The sequence below is a fragment of the Mycolicibacter heraklionensis genome, assembly GCF_001021505.1.
Lineage (GTDB): Bacteria > Actinomycetota > Actinomycetes > Mycobacteriales > Mycobacteriaceae > Mycobacterium > Mycobacterium heraklionense.
Map to the genome: position 1 here is coordinate 62,820 of NZ_LDPO01000013.1, position 16,498 is coordinate 79,317.

Annotated in this window: 12 protein-coding genes and 1 pseudogene; 6 read left to right on the plus strand and 7 right to left on the minus strand. The window is 68.6% G+C overall.

The features are described from left to right. Window positions 1-84: 84 nt before the first annotated feature. The gene (locus ABW16_RS27790; RefSeq protein ID WP_052956936.1) at window positions 85-2,274 is read left to right on the plus strand and encodes a hypothetical protein; all 2,190 of its coding nucleotides are present in this window, start codon (window positions 85-87) and stop codon (window positions 2,272-2,274) included. Between the two features lie 34 nt (window positions 2,275-2,308). Here the strand turns inward: ABW16_RS27790 and ABW16_RS15495 are convergent, their stop codons facing one another. Together ABW16_RS15495 and ABW16_RS15500 are read right to left on the minus strand one after the other, a co-directional pair. Further along, the gene (locus tag ABW16_RS15495; RefSeq protein WP_047320079.1) at window positions 2,309-4,924 is read right to left on the minus strand and encodes an AAA family ATPase; all 2,616 of its coding nucleotides are present in this window, start codon (window positions 4,922-4,924) and stop codon (window positions 2,309-2,311) included. Continuing rightward, window positions 4,921-6,066 carry a metallophosphoesterase family protein gene (locus ABW16_RS15500; RefSeq protein WP_047320080.1) on the minus strand — a complete coding sequence of 382 codons (1,146 nt, stop codon included), beginning with the start codon at window positions 6,064-6,066 and terminating at the stop codon, window positions 4,921-4,923. Before ABW16_RS15500 ends, ABW16_RS15495 begins: the two co-directional genes overlap by 4 nt. 216 nt (window positions 6,067-6,282) lie before the next feature. On the opposite strand from ABW16_RS15500, the gene ABW16_RS15510 reads away from it, so the two are divergent. Next, window positions 6,283-6,783 carry a SixA phosphatase family protein gene (locus ABW16_RS15510; protein ID WP_047320082.1) on the plus strand — a complete coding sequence of 167 codons (501 nt, stop codon included), beginning with the start codon at window positions 6,283-6,285 and terminating at the stop codon, window positions 6,781-6,783. A 70-nt stretch (window positions 6,784-6,853) separates the two neighbouring features. Then, a complete protein-coding gene (locus tag ABW16_RS15515) occupies window positions 6,854-7,330 on the plus strand; it encodes a MarR family winged helix-turn-helix transcriptional regulator (RefSeq protein ID WP_047320083.1) in 477 nt (158 codons plus the stop codon). 31 nt (window positions 7,331-7,361) lie between these two features. On the opposite strand, the gene ABW16_RS28010 is transcribed toward ABW16_RS15515, so the two are convergent. From ABW16_RS28010 to ABW16_RS15535, 5 genes and pseudogenes are all read right to left on the minus strand, one after another. Continuing rightward, window positions 7,362-10,100: a PGRS repeat-containing protein gene (locus tag ABW16_RS28010; protein WP_157864245.1), complete on the minus strand. Its 2,739-nt coding sequence runs from the start codon at window positions 10,098-10,100 to the stop codon at window positions 7,362-7,364. Window positions 10,101-10,166: 66 nt separating this feature from the next. Continuing rightward, a complete protein-coding gene (gene gjpA / locus ABW16_RS15525; RefSeq protein ID WP_131721512.1) occupies window positions 10,167-11,312 on the minus strand; it encodes an outer membrane porin GjpA in 1,146 nt (381 codons plus the stop codon). 545 nt (window positions 11,313-11,857) lie between these two features. Beyond that, on the minus strand, window positions 11,858-12,004 hold the full coding sequence (locus tag ABW16_RS26445; RefSeq protein ID WP_157864246.1) for a hypothetical protein: 147 nt from the start codon (window positions 12,002-12,004) through the stop codon (window positions 11,858-11,860). A gap of 34 nt (window positions 12,005-12,038) precedes the next feature. Continuing rightward, window positions 12,039-12,182: pseudogene (locus ABW16_RS27285) on the minus strand (Fic family protein); the annotation flags it as partial. Between the two features lie 11 nt (window positions 12,183-12,193). Then, complete coding sequence (locus ABW16_RS15535) at window positions 12,194-13,369, minus strand: acyl-CoA dehydrogenase family protein (protein WP_047320151.1); 1,176 nt, start codon at window positions 13,367-13,369, stop codon at window positions 12,194-12,196. Window positions 13,370-13,505: 136 nt separating this feature from the next. On the opposite strand from ABW16_RS15535, the gene ABW16_RS15540 reads away from it, so the two are divergent. From ABW16_RS15540 to ABW16_RS15550, 3 genes are all read left to right on the plus strand, one after another. After that, window positions 13,506-14,009, plus strand: coding sequence for a TetR/AcrR family transcriptional regulator (locus tag ABW16_RS15540; protein ID WP_047320086.1), 504 nt, complete (start codon window positions 13,506-13,508; stop codon window positions 14,007-14,009). Between the two features lie 255 nt (window positions 14,010-14,264). Further along, window positions 14,265-15,326 (plus strand): hypothetical protein, encoded by a 1,062-nt coding sequence (locus tag ABW16_RS15545; RefSeq protein ID WP_047320087.1) that lies wholly within the window; start codon window positions 14,265-14,267, stop codon window positions 15,324-15,326. Then, entirely contained in the window at window positions 15,323-16,171 is an 849-nt protein-coding gene (locus ABW16_RS15550) for a hypothetical protein (protein WP_047320088.1), read from the plus strand. Before ABW16_RS15545 ends, ABW16_RS15550 begins: the two co-directional genes overlap by 4 nt. The last annotated feature ends 327 nt before the right edge of the window (window positions 16,172-16,498 follow it).

A 16,498-nucleotide genomic window follows, 5' to 3' on the forward strand; every position in this document is an offset into this window, starting at 1 on the left:
TCCTGCCTCAGCAAAATCTAGGCTTCGAATAAGGGTCTGTTTGATCTGGCAGAGAAAAACTCAGGTTACGGGGAGGCGTTCGTCATGACCGCTCGTCAGCAATCCGGCAAGGGTGTGAAGAACCGTCGCGCTGCCCGCGCGATCGGTGTGGGCACGGCGGTGGGCGCGTTCTTGGCGTTGGGGGTCTTGCCGGCCACGGCACCCCCCGCCAACGCCGACGGATTCGATTGGCTGATCGACTTCATCGATCCCGCAGCCGGTTCGGCGAGCAGCACCGACATCGGCATTCCCGACCTCACGGCGGGGTTCGATCCGAGCACCTGGGGGCTCGACGCCTTGTTCGAGCAGCTGGTCTACACGCCCCTGCACACGGGTGTAGAAGACTGGATCGGCAGCGAGGCCGGCGTCCAGATCGCCGGATTCCTCAACAACCTCACCGGCCTCTACCTGATCGGCAATGGCGCCGACGGCACCGCCGACCATCCCGATGGCGGCAACGGCGGGCTACTGCTCGGCGACGGCGGTGACGGCTTCGGCAGCGGCGGCAGCGGCGGCGATGCCGGCTGGCTGTTCGGCAACGGTGGCAATGCTGGAAGCGCAGCCGACGGCGAGGCCAGCATCGTCGTTCACGACGTCGGTTACGCCTCCCCCAGCATGGTTGCCCTGGCGACCACCCCCATCGACGGCACACCGGGAAGCGGCGGCAACGCCGCATTCCTGTTCGGCAACGGCGGTAACGGCACCAACGGCGGCAACGGCCAATTCGGCGGCGACGGCGGTGATGGCGGCAGGGGCGGTGACGGCGGGTTCTTCTGGGGCAACGGCGGCACCGGTGGCACCGGTGGCACGGGCGGTGGGGGTGTCGCCGACTACAACGGCGGTGCCGGCGGCAACGGCGGCACGGGAGGCACCGGCGGCACCGGCGGGCTGTTGTTCAGCAACGGCGGCCGCGGCGGCACGGGCGGAACCGGGGGCGTCGGCGCCGCCGGCCTTGACAGCACGACCCGCTACGTCCACGGCGACGGCGGCAGCGGCGGGAATGGCGGCGCAGGCGGTCTCGGCGGCAGAGCCGGCATGTTGTTCGGTGCCGACGGCAAAGGCGGCAACGGCGGCACCGGTGGCGCGGGCGGCCAGGGCGGTGATGGCAGCGGCGACGCTTTCGGGGGCACGGGCGGTGCGGGCGGCAACGGCGGTAAGGCCGGTGATTACGGCGACACCGGCGGTGCCGGCGGGCGTGGCGGTGACGGCGGAGATTCCGAATCGGACGCCGGCGGCGGCGGCATGGGCGGCATCGGTGGCCTCGGCAACCTCACCGGCGGCATCGGCGGGCGCGGCGGCGACGGCGGCACCTCCAGCGGTGACGACGGGATGGCCGGCACCGGCGGTGGTGGCGGTATCGGAGGTGCCGCCTACGCCGCGAACGGAATCGGCGGCGCGGGTGGCCACGGCGGTGAGGGCGGGCGCGCTTTCGGCGCCTACGGACTCGGTGGTCAAGGCGGCGCGGGCGGTTGGGGTGGCACCGGCGGTATCGACGGGATGGGCGGTACTAGCGGCATCGGCGGCGCCGGCGGCGATGGCGGCAATGGGGGTGTCGGCAGCATCAGTGGCTACGGGGGCACCGGCGGCGTCGGCGGCGGCGGGACTGCGACGGGGGGCGCCGGCGGCCACGGCGGCACCGGCGGTGCCCACCTCATCACCGCCGGCACCGATACCACCCCGGCCAGGCACGGCGGCGCCGGTGGTGACGGCGGCGCCGGCGGTCATGCCAGTAACGGCGGCATCGCCGGCGGCGGCGGTGGCGGCGGTGGAGGCGGCATGAGCGAGGGGGGTTACGGCAACATCGGCGGTATCGGCGGCCTGGGTGGCGCAGGCGGCGACGGCGGCGATGCCTCCGGTGTCGGTAGCCTCGGCGGCCGGGGCGGAATGGGCGGCCTCGGCGGAATGGGAAGTGGCACTGCCGGCTCAGCTGGTACCGGCGGGGCCGGCGGGGCCGGCGGCACCGGCGGTGACGCCAGCGGCGGCGGCTCGGGAGGTATCGGCGGCACGGGCGGGATGGGCGGCACGGCATCCGGCTACGGTGCGTCGGGCGGCGCAGGTGGCCCCGGCGGCAATGGTGGCCCCATCGCGGACAAGTACGGCTACGGCGGTAGCGGTGGCATCGGTGGCTCCGGTGGCTCCGGTGGCTACAGCGGTCCCGGGGGGCCCGGAGGCCCCGGCGGTGACGGAACTACCAGCGGTCCGGGTGCGAACGGTACGCCCGGAACCAACGGCTGACGGCCCGCCGGTAGATCCGGAGAACCCAACGGCCTCAGGCGGTCAAATCGATGCGGTGGGCATCGGTGACGCTGCGGTAGCGATCCGGGCTGCAGGTCAACACGATCACCTGGCCGTGCGAACCGACCGCGTCGAACACCGCACCCATCTTCTCCAGCCGGTCGGGGTCGGTGAAGCCGAGCGCGTCGTCGATCACCACCGGGACGCTGTCCTCCTTGGCCACCAGCGCCGCCCCGGCCAGCCGGGTCAGGATGCCCAGCTGTTCTTTGGCGCCGCCGGACAGTGACTCGTAGGGCACGGTGCGACCGTCGAGGGTGCGAGCGCAGATCTTCAGGTCGGTGTCGACGTCGACTTCGAAGTCGGCGCCGAACACGTGCGCGCCCAGCCGCTGGATCTCGGCGCGGAACGGCTCAACGTAGCGCCGGCGGGTGTCGTCGCGGTGGCGGATCATCGTGGACCGCAGCAGCGCCGCCGCGCGTGCCCGGCGCCCGATCCGATCATGTTCGGCCGCAATGTGTTCCCGCGCGGTCTGCGCGGCGTCGAGCTGGCCCCGCCGGCCCTGGGTGCCGAACACGGCGAGTTCGACCTCCACCTCGTGCAGCGCGCGGGCGGTCTCGGCGTGGCCGGCCCGCAGTTCCTGCGCCGCGGACTGGGCCGCCGCGAGTTCGGCGTCAATCGCATCGGGGGCCGCGGCGCCCAACTGTTCGGACAACTCGGTCACCCGCTGCTCGGCGGTGCGCAACGCCTGCGCGTTGGCGTCGGCGGCGGCCGCCAGCTCGTCATCGCTGACCGTCGCCCGCTGTGCGGCGAGACGCTGGTTGACCGCCTCCAGCTCAACGCGCTGCGCGGCCACCTTGTCGCGCAGCAGCGTCAGCCGGGTGGCGGCCTCCGTGCGCCGGGCCGCAGCCTCCTGGGCGGCTCGCCGCAGGGTTTCGCAGTCGGCGTCGGCCTGCACCCGCAGCCCCTCGGCCTCGTCACGGTCGGCGCGGGCCTGCTCCGCTGTGATCCCGGCGGGGATCTCGCCGTGCTCGTCGCGCAGTCGCGTCAGCCGGGCGCGCAACGCCTCGATCTCATCGTCACCGCGCAACGCGGCCAGGGCGGCGGCCAATTGGTCACGGCTGCCCTCCAGTTCGCGGCGCCGCTGGTCGGCCTCACGCGCCTGTGCCAGATCAGCCACGGCCCCCGCCGCCAGGGCATCGGCAAGTTCGGCTTGTGCCGCAGCATGTTTGACGCTGGCCTCACGGGCGCTGTCCCCCGGGCGGACCCGCACCCGCAGCAGGCCGGGCACCTCGACCTCGAGGCCGTCGGCGACGGTGGCCGACCAGCTCTGGCCCGCGGGCAGCGCGGTGGGTTCGCCTGCGATCACCAGATCGACGTCGGCGACCGCGGCCAGCTCCAATGTTGCCGAGATCGCGGCCAGCGACGCCTCGCTCCGGTCGCATGCCGCCGACGCCTGTTCGATCCGGCGCAGCATCGGCTCGGTCACAATGATCTGCGCCAGTTCGGCCGCCACCTCGGCGAGCTGGCCTTCGGTGGTGTCCAGTCGGGCGAGCCGGTCCGCGAGCCGGTCCGCCTCGTCGCGAGCGGCGAGCTGGTCGACGACGCGACGCGCGGATGCAGCACGCTCGGTGGCGGCGACCACAGCTTGCGCAGCCTCGGCCGCGGCGGCGTCTGCTGCGGTGGCGTCGGCATCGACGACGTCCTGCAGCTGGGCGGCGGCGTCGATCTCGTTGTCCAGCAGGCCGATCGCGGCCGCCCGGGATTCGAGTTCGCCGCGCTGCCGGTGCCGCTCGGCGTGGGCGCTGTCGGTCGCGGCGGTGGTGGCTTTGGCCGCGGTGGCCACCAACTGCGCATCGCGCAGCTGACCGCGCAACTCCGCGATCGCCGCGCCGGCGGCCTGCGCCGCGCTGTGCCGGGCGTCCGCGGCGGCCTGCTCGTCGGTCAACCTCGCCAACAGTTCGGACAGCTCGGCGTGCCGGTGCACTCGGTCGTCCACTTCGGCGAGCAGCTCGGCGCATCGCGCTACCTCGGCGTCGGCGTCGGCCAGCGCGGCGATGGCAGCGGCCCAGTCCCCGGTGGGACGTCCGGTGGCGGTGAAGTAGCGCGCGTACTCGGCATCGATGCGCTCGATGAGCACGGGCTCGGTGCCGCTGAGGGTGGCGGTGTCACCGGCGGCGACGTCCAGCGCCCGGGACAGCGCATCGCATCCGGACAAGTCCACCGCCGCCGTCGACGATGCCTGCAGCACCCGCTGGGCCTGCCACAGGCCGGTGTCCATGGTCTCGTCCAGCATGGCGCGGACCCGCTCGTGCGCCTCGTCGCCGGTGAGCTGCTCGCGGCGCGGCTCCAGGATGGTCAGTTGCGTCCGGGGCGCCTTGTGGAAACGCTTGTGGTAGACGAAACGGTAAGGGCCGGTGCTGATTTCGGCGGTGACCTCGGCGCCGACGTCGGCGTGGGTGGGCTTGACCTGTTTGACGTCCTTCTTGGCGGAGCGGTCCTTGGACTCCAGCAGCAGGTCCAGCGCCTCGATCATCGAGGACTTGCCGATCTCGTTGGCGCCGGAGACCACCACCACGCCGTGGTCGGGGAAGTCGATCTCCCGATGCGCCACACCGCGGTAGTTGGTGAGCTCCAACCGGTGCAGTCTCATGCCACTCCCCGATCGACCAGGCGCAGCAGCAGCGCCAGCGCGGCATGGGCGTCGTCGGCGGCGCCGGTATCGCCACCGCGGGCGGCGGCGACCAGCTCCTCGACCGCGTCGGCGGCGAAACCGCCGATTCCGAGGTCGGAGAATTCGCCGTCTGCGGGAACCACCACCAGGTGGGTATGACGTTTCCAGGTGCCCACCCAGGCGAACAGCCGCGAATACCGGTCCAGGCAGGCGTCGAGGGCGGCCCGGTCGGTGACGCTAAGCGAACCGGTCAGCGCCAGCTGGACCACCGTGCGTTCCTTGTCCGGCAGCTGGTCGAGGTTGATGTCCAGGTCGGTGACGTCACGGCCGGTGTCGAGCTGGCGGTGCAGCGTCAGGAAACGCCATCGACCGACATGGCGGGAATCGACGCTTACGGCGCCGTCCGCCTCATCGATGTCGACCACCAGCACGTGGCCGGAGTCGGATTCGATGTCGTCGAAATTGGTGACTTCCGGCGAACCCGAATACCAGATGCGGCCCGTCTCCCCGACCTGGGTGCGAGAGTGCTTGTCGCCCAAGGCGACGTAGTGGATCGCCCCGCGCGACAGCGCGTCCTGCAGGCCGGCCAGCCGAATCAGCGCCGGGTTGCCCGGGTCTGGGTCCAGCGCGTCGACGCCGCCGTGGGCAACCAGGACCCGGATGGTGCCGTCGGCGGGCAGCTCCTCGAGTACGGCGGCAGTCAGGTCGGTGGTGGGGCGCTTGGACCGCCACGGCGCGGCGACGATCTCGAGGCCGGGGCGCACCCGGTGCACGCCGGCGGTGTCGAGCACCACCACGTTGTCGGGGCATTCGGCGGTGAACAACGCGCTGGTGTACACGGATGCGGCATCGAGCGGATCGTGGTTTCCGGGCAGCAGGTAGACCGGGATGCCGATGGTGCGCATGGCCTCCAGGGACTGGCTGATGACCTCGGGGGCGAGTTGGTTGTCTTCGAACACATCCCCGGCGACGACGACGAACTCCGCGCCCGTCTCCGCCGCCAGTGCCCCGAGCCCGGCCACCGCGTCGCGCCGGGCCGCCGAGTAACGCGGCTGGGCGTCGCCGGCCAGAAAGTGCCGGGTCATGCCGAGCTGCCAATCGGCGGTGTGCACGAATCGCATGTCGGTCCTGTCCCTTTCCGCCGGCCGTCGGCCGGGCATCGCGAGTGTATGGCCGCTCACCGACAAGCCCGCGGACCTTGATCGGCAGGTCCGCAAGCCCGGTGCGCGCTTCAAACTCGTGCGTCACACCCGACACTTCAGCACCGGCAGCGGCACGGTGAGATGGTTCCGAATCGGATAGCGCGGACGATAGCGACGGCCCCTACCCTGGAGCGGGTGAGCACGCACCGCACCCTGATTCTGCTGCGACACGCCAAGTCGGACTATCCGCCCGGGGCGGCCGACCATGAGCGTCCGTTGGCCTCGCGCGGGATCCGAGAGGCCGGCCTGGCCGGGGACTGGCTGCGTGCCCATGCGCCGGCCGTCGATGCGGTGCTGTGTTCGACCGCCACCCGCACCCGAGAGACCTACGCGCGGACCGCGCTGGACGCACCGGTGCGCTATGTCGACGATCTCTACGACGCGACGCCCGGAACCGTGATCGCGACGATCAACACCGTCGCCGACGATATCGACACGCTGCTGGTGATCGGTCACGAGCCGGCGATGTCGAGTGTCGCACTGGGACTGGCCGGTCCCGGCACTGATGCGGCGGTAGCCCAACGGATCTCGGAGAAGTACCCCACGTCGGGAATCGCCGTCCTCCAGGTGACCGGCAGCTGGGCGGACCTGGAGTTGGGATCGGCTGCGCTGGTTGGCTTTCACGTGCCGCGGTAAGTCACCGATTTACGAAATCCGCTGACTGAAGCCCAATGTCGCGATAACATCGACTGATGGCGGATACCGTATGAGCCATCCCCGATGTAGCGGCTGCGAACTCGATCCTGACGAATATGATTCGTGGCAAAGCTATTTGGCAGCCACTCTGCAGATGACTGCACTGCTTGACCAGCGGTTGAATGATGTACACGAGCTCTCACTGCTCGAGGTGGACGTACTTGCCCTTTTGGGCGAATCTCCCACCGGCCGAATTCAAATGGGCGACCTTCCCAAGTCACTGCCGGCACTGCCCAGCCGGTTCACCAGACATATCCGCCGGCTCGAAGACCATGGCCTGTTGCATCGGAGCGTAGATCCCTGGGATCGCCGCCGGGTGATGCTGACCATCACCACCAAAGGCCTAAAGGCTGTGGAACACGCGATGATCACCTACGCCGATTCGGTCCGGGCCCACTTCATCGGCCCACTGAGCAGGCCGCAGGTGTCGGAGATCGCTGAGTCCTGCGGGCAGATCAACGAACCGCGGTCGCCGAGTCCACGCTGACCCAGCGACCGCGGCTCCCCCTTCGTCGGCTTTAGGTGCCCGGTTGCCCGTCGGCTCCGGTAGCTCCGGTCCCACCCGGCGTACCACCCGGGCTGCCCGCACCGCCGCCAGCACCACCGGATCCGCCGGTGCCGGGGTCGCCGGGCTGACCAGCGGTGCCGCTACCAGTCGGAACACCGCCGTTGCCGGCGTTGCCGCCGGTTCCGCCTGCTCCACCGGTGCCACCATTGCCGCCGGTCCCGTCGGTCCCGGTGGCGCTGTCGCCACCGTTACCACCCTTACCGCCGACACCACCGGTGCCGCCCTTGCCGCCGTTGCCGCCGTCGAGGCCGTTGCCGTTGGCGTCGACCCGCCCGTTCCCACCGGCACCGCCGGCGCCACCCGTGCCACCGACGCCACCGTTACCTCCGGCGCCGCCGTGGCCGGCCGCCGCGGTACCGCCGGCACCGCCGTCACCACCGTTGCCGCCGGTGTAACCGATGGCACCGTTACCACCGGCCTCGCTCGGGAAGCTGTTGCCGATGGCCCCGGCGCCGCTGACACCGCCGGCGCCACCATTGCCACCCTTGCCCGCGTCGACATTGCCGGACGCGTTGCCACCGGCCCCACCGTTGCCCGCGTTACCGGCGGCATTGAACTGGCTCATGCCACCGGCACCGCCATTGCCGCCGTTGCCGGCGTGGCTCGTCAGGCCGGAGGTGTTGGTGGGCATGTCCATACCACCGCTGTTGCCGCCGACCCCGCCGTCGCCACCATTGCCGCCAGTGCCGGTGACATTGGCGCCCAGCCCGGTGCCGGCGGCGCCGCCCCCACCGCCGTTGCCACCGTTGCCGCCGATCGCGCTGCCATCACCGCCGGCGCCACCCTTGCCACCCTGACTGCCATTGAGGCCACCCACGGCGCCTCCGCCGGTGCCGCCGTTACCGCCGTTGCCGCCCTGGCCGACCGCCCCGCCCGTGGTGGGTCCATTACCGCCGGCACCGCCGTCGCCACCGAGTCCACCGCTTCGGCCATAACCGCCGTTGCTGCCGCCGCTGCCGCCCGCACCGCCGTTACCGCCCTTGCCGAAGACGGTGCCGGCCTGGAACTGCACGCCGTCGGCGTCTTTCCAGCCGCTGGCGTTGCCGCCGGTGCCACCGTTACCGCCGTTACCGGCGCCGGACGACGACCCGCCGGCCCCACCGTTGCCGCCGGCGTACGAACCGGATCCACCGTTGCCGCCGTTGCCGCTGACACCACCGAAGGAACTTGCGCCGCCGGCGCCACCGTTGCCGCCGTTGGTCTTGAGGGACTGATCGGCGGTGCCGTTGCCGCCGTTGCCGCCAGTGCCGCCATTGCCGCTGGCTCCGGCGCCGGTGGACGTGCCGCCTCCCCCACCGGCGCCGCCGTTACCGCCGTTGCCGGCTGCGCCGTTTCCGCCGCTGCCGCCGTTGCCACCATTGCCGGCGTTGGCGACGGCGTCGCTGCTGATGCCACCGCCCCGGCCGCCGGTGCCGCCGTTGCCGCCGTTGATCCCGACGCCGCCGTTACCGCCGTTACCGCCGGCGCCGCCGTCCACACCCAGGCGCGTGTTGCCGCCGGATGCCGGGGCCCCATCTCCGCCCGCACCTCCGTTGCCGCCGTTACCGAGATAGGTTCCGGCGCCGTCCTTGTAGCCGTCGCCGCCGTCGCCGCCGTTCCCGGAAATGCTGGACGCGCCCGCGTTCCCGGCATGTCCGTAGAGCGCAGCACCGTAGACGCCGCCCGAGGCCCGCGCCCCGGCCTCGCCGCCGAGGCCACCGGTGCCGGCGTAACCGCCGTTGCCGCCGTTGAGGTGTTCAGCGGTCCCCGCAGCGCCGTCGCCGCCATTGCCTGCGGCTCCGCCGCGGCCGCCGTCGCCGCCGCTGCCGAACATGTAGCCGCTGCGCCCACCGGCGCCGCCCCAGCCGGCGCTGCCCCCGCCTTGGCCGACGCCGGGATTGGTTGCCGCGGTCCAGGATCCAGCGGCGCCGTCGACCCCGTTACCGCCGGCCCCACCGACGCCACCGTTGCCGAAGAACCAGGCCGCCGAGAACCCGCCGTCGCCACCGTCACCACCGCTGCCGCCGGCGCCGATGCCCTGGCCGCCGGCACCACCGGCGCCGCCGTTGCCCATGAACAGGCCGCCGGCCCCACCGTCGCCACCGTCGCCAGTGCCGAAGCCGTCGCCGCCGGCACCGCCGTTGCCGATCAGGCCGATGGCGTTGCCGCCGTCGCCGCCGTCGACTCCGGCCGTGTCGCTGTCCCAGCCTGCACCACCGTCGCCGAACCACAGACCACCCGCTCCACCGTCGGGGTTCTCGGCGGTGCCGGCCGCGCCGTCACCGATCAGGTAGACCCCGGCCATGTCGTTGATCCAGCCGTTGACCATGGAACCGAAGTCGCTGTTGATCCACAGTTCCAGGCCGGTGTGCAGCGGGGTGTAGAACCACTGGTCGAGGATGGTGGCCATGTCGAACGCGCCGCCGGCCGCAGCACCGGGGTCCAGCGACCAACTGTCGGAACCGGTGAGCCAGTCGAGGCCGTTGGCCCACCAGTCGGAACCACCATCGCCAGGCGAAGGGTCGACGAACAAGTCGAACAGGTTGTCCAGCCCGAAGTCATCCGCGTGGGCGGGCGGTGCACTTACCACCGGCGCCATCCCGAATGCCAGAAACGCGCCCGCCGCGCTTCCCGCACCGATCACGCGCTGACGCGCCGCTCCGCCTTTGCCGTGACGGCCGCGTTGACTGCTGCTGTGCTGACGACTCATGTTGGAACCTCTCCTGTGAAGGCAGTGCTGTCGAGTGGGTCGTGGGGTCGATGGGTCGGTAGCCGGTCAGCCGATGAGCCCGCCGAGCAGGTCACCCAGCCAGTTGGAGGCATCGCCCGCATCCGGCATCGAGTCGTCGAACCAACTGTCGGGAATCGTCGGGAAATCGATGTTGACCCCGGGCGGAACCACCACCACCGGTGTCTTGCCGTCCCATCCTGTGCCCAGCAGCGCCCCGACGGCCTGCGACCAGGACTCCCAGGCCGCGATCGGGCCGACCGCGTGGCTGGCGATGCTGAGGCTGCCGAGCAGCGGCACGCCACCCAGATCGATCCCGATGCTGTTGAAGATCGAACCGCCCACGGCGTCAACCGAACCCGCAACTTGGCCACCGGCGCCCATCACCTCGTACGGGCCGACGGCCACGGATCCGCCGCTGAACAGGCCGCCAAAGGCGATGTCCAGGTGTTCGACACTGAGTCCCGGTGGGAAAACGCCCGAATTGTTGATCAACGGCAGCAGCGAGTCCAGGCTCAGCGTGGCGCCGTTGAAGAAGGCACCGGTCATGTTGGCGAGGGTGTCGCTGAAACTGTCATGTGCCTCAAGGCTGTTCATCAATGCGACCCAGGGGCTGATGCCCGGCCCGATCATGCCCATGATGACGCCGCTCAGCGGCGAGGACAGGAAGTTGACGATCGGGGTGACGGTCTCGGGGTCGATGCCGGCCGGCAGGAACTGCGGCAGCAACCCCACCAGTCCGAAGTGGCCGAGGAGGTCGGTGACGCCGTCGCCCTTGCTGAGGGTGTGCGACATCACCGAGTCGATCACTTCTTGGGTGGCACCCGACAGGGAGTAGCCGGTCAGCACCGCCTCGAGGTTGTCTTGCATCTGCGCGTTGACCGCATTGAGCTGGTTCGGGTCGTCCAAGACCTGCTGCCAGAAGTCGGTCTGGTTGGCCAGGAACTGCTGAAACGCCACGCCTGGCGACAGGTAGTAGTTCTGCAGAAGCTGGGTCATGTTCTCGGCGGTGGTGTTCCAGACGGAGCCCCATGTCCCGAGCAGATTGCCGACGACGCCGTCACCTGCAGTCAGCGCCACATTGCGTACGACGGAGACTTCTGCCACCGGGGCGGCGACCGGTGTGACCGCGACCAAGCCGCTCCCGACCATCGCGATGCCGGCGGTGACGTAGGGACGAAGAGTTTGCTGCACGACCGTCTCCTTATGTTGTGCTCCGCATGTTGCGTAAGCCCGACACATCTCGACGGTCGCCCTGCCCGGCAACTGCCGACATGAACACGGCGAAAGCTACTCCGCATAAACTTGTGATGTCCAGGGAAAAATAATGATTTCCTGATTTTGTTAACTGACATTAAGTGACGGCAATCACATTCGACGCATATAATCGCTGGTAAACACCATTTTCTGTTCCTGTGCGGCTAATAATTTTGACGAATGTCAAGTCCAGCAAAGCTACCCGGAAGTAACCATTTCCTCTGGTCGGAGTCCGGAATTCGCCCCGGGGCGGCCCGTAACTGCTGCCGAACGCACCCCAATCTAGCTGGGCTTATCCACTAGAACGTCACACGATCAAAGTAAGGGCTGAGAAAGCAAACTCGCAGTCGGTTCGGGGGCACCCGTGGGCCAAGCGGCAGCTCCCAGCGAAGCTTTCGCGCCGAAGCGCGCCGGCCGCGCGACGTTGGAAGTTAGCTGGGATCGCAACGAAGCGGCCCGGGGGCGATCTCCCGCCGCCAGGGTCAGTCCGGCGGCTTCCCGGCGTACTGCAACTGGAACTCCGCATGGAGGACGGCTAGGACCATGTCTCGGCCCCGCTGGTCGAAGAAGATGTTCACCGCGTCGACGAGGGTCAGCGACAGCGCGGGCTCTTTTCGTGTGATGAGCATCAGCGACGTCAAGTTGTCGTGGTTGCGACAGCGGTAGCGCATCAAGCTCGGTCAACACGTCGGCAGCCGCCCAGACGCGGTTGCGCGCACCCGTTGACAATATTTCGAGGATGCCAAGGTCAGTCAGGCGTCCGAGAGCCCGGTACGTGCTGGCATCCGTTGTTCCCCACAGGCGTTGCCTCGCAGGTCTCAGATCATCGCCCGCAATGCCGGTGACGGCTCCACTCCCATGACCGTCAGGGCACTGGAGTGATAGATGCTCCCCGGGGTCTGGATGGCGTGGCCCAGCCCGACGTGGGCGTCGCGCCAGAACCGCTGCAGCGGGTTGTTACGGCGGGCGGCGTTGCCCCCGGAGCGGGCGAAGATCGCATCGGCGGCGGCAACGGCCCGCCAGGCGCAGCGGATCTGGTTGCGCCGCACCAGCGATCGGTCCTCGAAGCTGATCTCTTTACCGGCGTCGGCGAGGTCGTACATTCGGCTGATGCCGTCCAGGAGTTGTACGCGTGAGGCGGCGATCTCCGCGGCGGCCTCCGAGATGGCGTAGAGCACGTACGGGTCGTCTTTGATCTTGGTGCCGGTGGCGGCCACCCGGTCGCGCTGATAGTCCAGGTGCGCGGCCAGTGCGCCCTCGGTGATTCCGATGAGCGCGGCGGTGATCCCGAGCGGGAACATCGTCCAGAACGGCAGCTTGTAGAGCGTCTCGGTGCGCCCGGCCGCCTCGGCGGCACTCGCCCCGGAGGCGACGTGCTCGAAGTCGATGGTGCGGTAGTCCGGGATGAAGGCGCCGTCGACGATGATGTCCTTGCTGCCGGTGCCCGACAGCCCGATGACATCCCAGGAGTCCTCGACGATGGTGTAGTCAGCCCGCGGCAAGACGACGTGCAGCACCTTCGGGGGCACCCCGTCGGCGCCACCGACGCGTGCGCCCAGGAAGATCCAGCTGCAGTGATCGGTGCCCGAGGAGAAGTTCCACCGCCCGGTCAACCGATAACCGCCCTCGACGGGGGTCGCAATCCCTTGCGCGGCATAGGGAGAGGCGATCCAGGTGTCGGGATCGTCGGCCCAGATTTCGGCTTGCAGCCGGCGGTCCATCAGCGCCATCTCCCAGGGGTGCACTCCCCCGACGCCGCACACCCAGCCGGTGGAGCCGCAGTGCTTGGCCACCGCCATGACCGCCTCGGCGAAGTCGCGCGGGTGGGCGGCGTAACCGCCGAAGTCCGTCGGTTGCAGCAGTCGCATGACGCCGGCCTGGCGGATCAGCGCCACTGACTGGTCGGAGAGCTTGCCGAGCCGTTCGCTGTCTTCGGCGGTACCGGCCAGCTGAGTGGCGATCTGCTCGACGCGCTCGACAACTTCGTGCGCCATATCCGGCACCTCCTGATCTGCGGGGCCCACGGTAGGACCGCCCTGCTTCGGTACCGTACCTCCGCTTTGTCCATATGGTCAATCCGTTTGGTCAATCCATTTGTGCAACCCTGCTCTCGCGGCTAACCTGCACTTCATGGGCAACCGCGAGGACCTACTAGAGGGCGCCAAGCGCTGCTTGGTCGAACGAGGCTGGGCGAATACGACGGTGCGCGACATCGCCGCGGCGGCCGGTGTCAGCCATGCCGCCATCGGCTATCACTTCGGAAGCCGCGAACGCCTGCTGGTGCAAGCCCTGCTGGAAGAGCTCGACGAACTCGACACCCGCATGGCGCCCGACGGTCGGCCGGCGACGGCGGTGGACCAATGGCAGGCGATGCTCGAGTCCTTCACCACCGACAAGGCGCTGTGGACCTCGCACCTGGAATCGATCGTGCAAGCCCAACGCAACGACGAACTGCGCGCACGGCTGGCCGAAGGTCAACAACGCGCGCGCACCGAGCTGGGCGGCTCGGTTCCGTTGGCCGTGATCCTCGGGTTGATGATCCAGTCACTGATCGACCCCGACAGTGCACCGAGTGCGGGTGCGGTGGTTGCGGAGCTGCGGGCACTGAGCAACAGTCCTCAGCAAACCAGGTAACGCACCGGCGATCACACGGCAACGACGCGAATCAGGCCCGCGAGCCCGGCGAAATCCTGGGCATTGTTTCCACGCCCCCGAAATGGCGGCCGAAGCAGCACCGAGTCCAGGGAGATCAAACCTCCCTCGCCAGGCCAAGATCGGCACTGGACTGTACATCGCAACGCAGGTCCTGGTGACAGGTGTCTTAGGCCCGCCAGGCGGGGATCACGGAGCTGGTGGTTATTTACTATTTGATGTATATTTACGCGCACTGTGAAGATACCCAAGATTGTAAATATCAAGGGCCCTGTCGAACCGGCCGCCCTCAACATCCTTCGAGATGTTCCCGGCGTGACAACAGAGGCCGTATCGGACGATGACCGGCGCGCCGACGTCACGGTCCGTGCAGGCAGCGTCCGCCACATCGTAGAAATCAAAGCGCAGGCCTCGATCAACACGGCGAAGGCGCATCAGCTGATCAAGTCCGCCGAGGCGCTCCCTCTAGAAACCCACTTACTAACGGTTGCCCGAACTTCGACCGAGGAAGCGCGTCGACTTCTCCAGAACGCTGGTATCGGGCTGATCGATGCTCAGGGCAACATCCGCATAGACCTACCCGGGATCTTCGTTTGGACCGAGGGCCGTCTCGCCAGGCCCGAACGCCATGGGGACAACGTTGATCCGCCGGTCAAGCTAACCGGCAAGGCAGGTGTCGCGGCTCAAGCCCTCCTGCGAGAACCGCAGCGCTGGTGGCGCGTGGCCGATTTAGCGACCACCGCTGAGGTATCGCCCGCCCTGGCGCACCGCGTCTTTTCACGGCTGGAGCGCGACGGCCTGATCACCGTTGACGGCGCCGGCCCGAAGCGGGTCCGTCGTGTCTCCGACGCCACTGCCCTGCTCGATCTGCTGGCCGAGGAGCTACGCGACCGTCGCGTCAAACACGTGCGCGCATTCCGCCTTGCGCGCGACGCGCGCACTCACGCGCATATCTTGAGCGAACAACTGACCGATGCAGGCGTTGATCACGCCGTCACAGGACCTGCAGGCGCGGCGCGGTTGGCACCATTCGTGACATCGATTCCGGTTGTGGACATTTGGATCACCGAGGCCGCCGATCTCGACTTGGCGGTTCAAACGGTGGGCGCCGATCCTGTTCCCGACGGACACAACATTCTGCTCAGACAAGAGCCCGGGGACGCGCCGCTTGCCTTTCGTTCGAGTGTCGAAGGCGTCTGGACCGTCAATCCGTTCCGGCTGTACTGCGACCTGCGACGAGATCCGCGTCGCGGGAAGGAACAGGCTGACCGAATTCGTCAGGAGGTGATCCGATTTTGAGCAAGGAACACTACAGCGCCTACGACGAAGAGACGACCGCCCGCTGCGAACGTGCGCTCGTCACGCTGCTCGGCGACGTCGGCCCGTGGGGTAACCGCATCTACCTGGCCGGGGGGCTGGCGCCTCGCTACATCGTTGGCAGCCTGCCCGAGGGTGCACGCCCACATGTCGGCACGACCGACGTTGACCTCGTTATCGGGCTGACCGTCGATGACGAGAGCGACGAGGCGTACCGGACGCTTGAGAACAACTTGAGGAAGTCGGGCTTCAAGCCGGAGAGTTCGTTCCAATGGTCCAAGCAGATCGACGGCGTAACGATCCTCGTGGAGTTCATGTGCGAGACCGATCAGGTCGAACCTGGCAGAATCTTCAAGCCGAAACAAGGACTGGGCACGAAGTTCGGCGCGTTCAACGTCCGCGGAGCGCAGCTGATCGCGAGGGACTTCACCGAGCACTCGCTGGAGGCGGATCGGATCGACGACGGCGGCCGGTCCCGCGTAACGGTACGCGTGGCAAATATCTTGTCGTATACCGTTCTAAAGATCCTTGCGTTTCAAGACCGCCATGAGAACAAGGACGCCTACGACCTGATCTACTGCCTGCTCAACTTCGGCGACGGTCCAGAGGACGCTGGCCGCACAGCTGCCAACAGTGCGATTTACGGCGCGGCTCAGGTACAAGAAGCGATGCGTCTACTTGCGGAGCGGTTCGCTGTAGCCGAAAACGACGGCCCACACGCCTACGCGAACTTCCTCGCCGAAGGCAGCGATCGCGACGAGCCGGCCCGACTGCGCCAGGAAGCTGTCGCCGTCGTGCGCGCATTCCTCGCCGCAGCAGGTTTCTAGAAGGACCGCATTCGACCGTGGCTAAACAGGCAAGTGTGCAGGAAACCATCGGAACAGCCGGCCAAAGCCGGGTGCAGGCACAGTTCGAAGAGTTGAACTTGGGGGCTCTTGATCGGTCCTACCTGTCACCTAATCCGTGCAGCAGACCCCTCTCACCCGCCGCACCGCACCCGTCCATTATTTTCGTTTTGAAACAATTTCTGCCTCGCCAAGACCGGCGACTACTGAGCAGAACTCGACGACGCCGCGCTACCCGGTTTCGCGTTCCCCGCAGACGTGCTCAACCCAACCGTATTCACGATGCTCCGAACGAACCGGCTGTTCCAC

Coding starts and splice junctions, on each gene's coding strand:
- ABW16_RS27790 (WP_052956936.1), top strand. CDS start 85: ATGACCGCTCGTCAGCAATCCGGCAAGGGTGTGAAGAACCGTCGCGCT.
- ABW16_RS15495 (WP_047320079.1), bottom strand. CDS start 4,924: ATGAGACTGCACCGGTTGGAGCTCACCAACTACCGCGGTGTGGCGCAT.
- ABW16_RS15500 (WP_047320080.1), bottom strand. CDS start 6,066: ATGCGATTCGTGCACACCGCCGATTGGCAGCTCGGCATGACCCGGCAC.
- ABW16_RS15515 (WP_047320083.1), top strand. CDS start 6,854: ATGAGCCATCCCCGATGTAGCGGCTGCGAACTCGATCCTGACGAATAT.
- ABW16_RS28010 (WP_157864245.1), bottom strand. CDS start 10,100: ATGAGTCGTCAGCACAGCAGCAGTCAACGCGGCCGTCACGGCAAAGGC.
- ABW16_RS26445 (WP_157864246.1), bottom strand. CDS start 12,004: ATGCTCATCACACGAAAAGAGCCCGCGCTGTCGCTGACCCTCGTCGAC.
- ABW16_RS15535 (WP_047320151.1), bottom strand. CDS start 13,369: ATGGCGCACGAAGTTGTCGAGCGCGTCGAGCAGATCGCCACTCAGCTG.
- ABW16_RS15540 (WP_047320086.1), top strand. CDS start 13,506: ATGGGCAACCGCGAGGACCTACTAGAGGGCGCCAAGCGCTGCTTGGTC.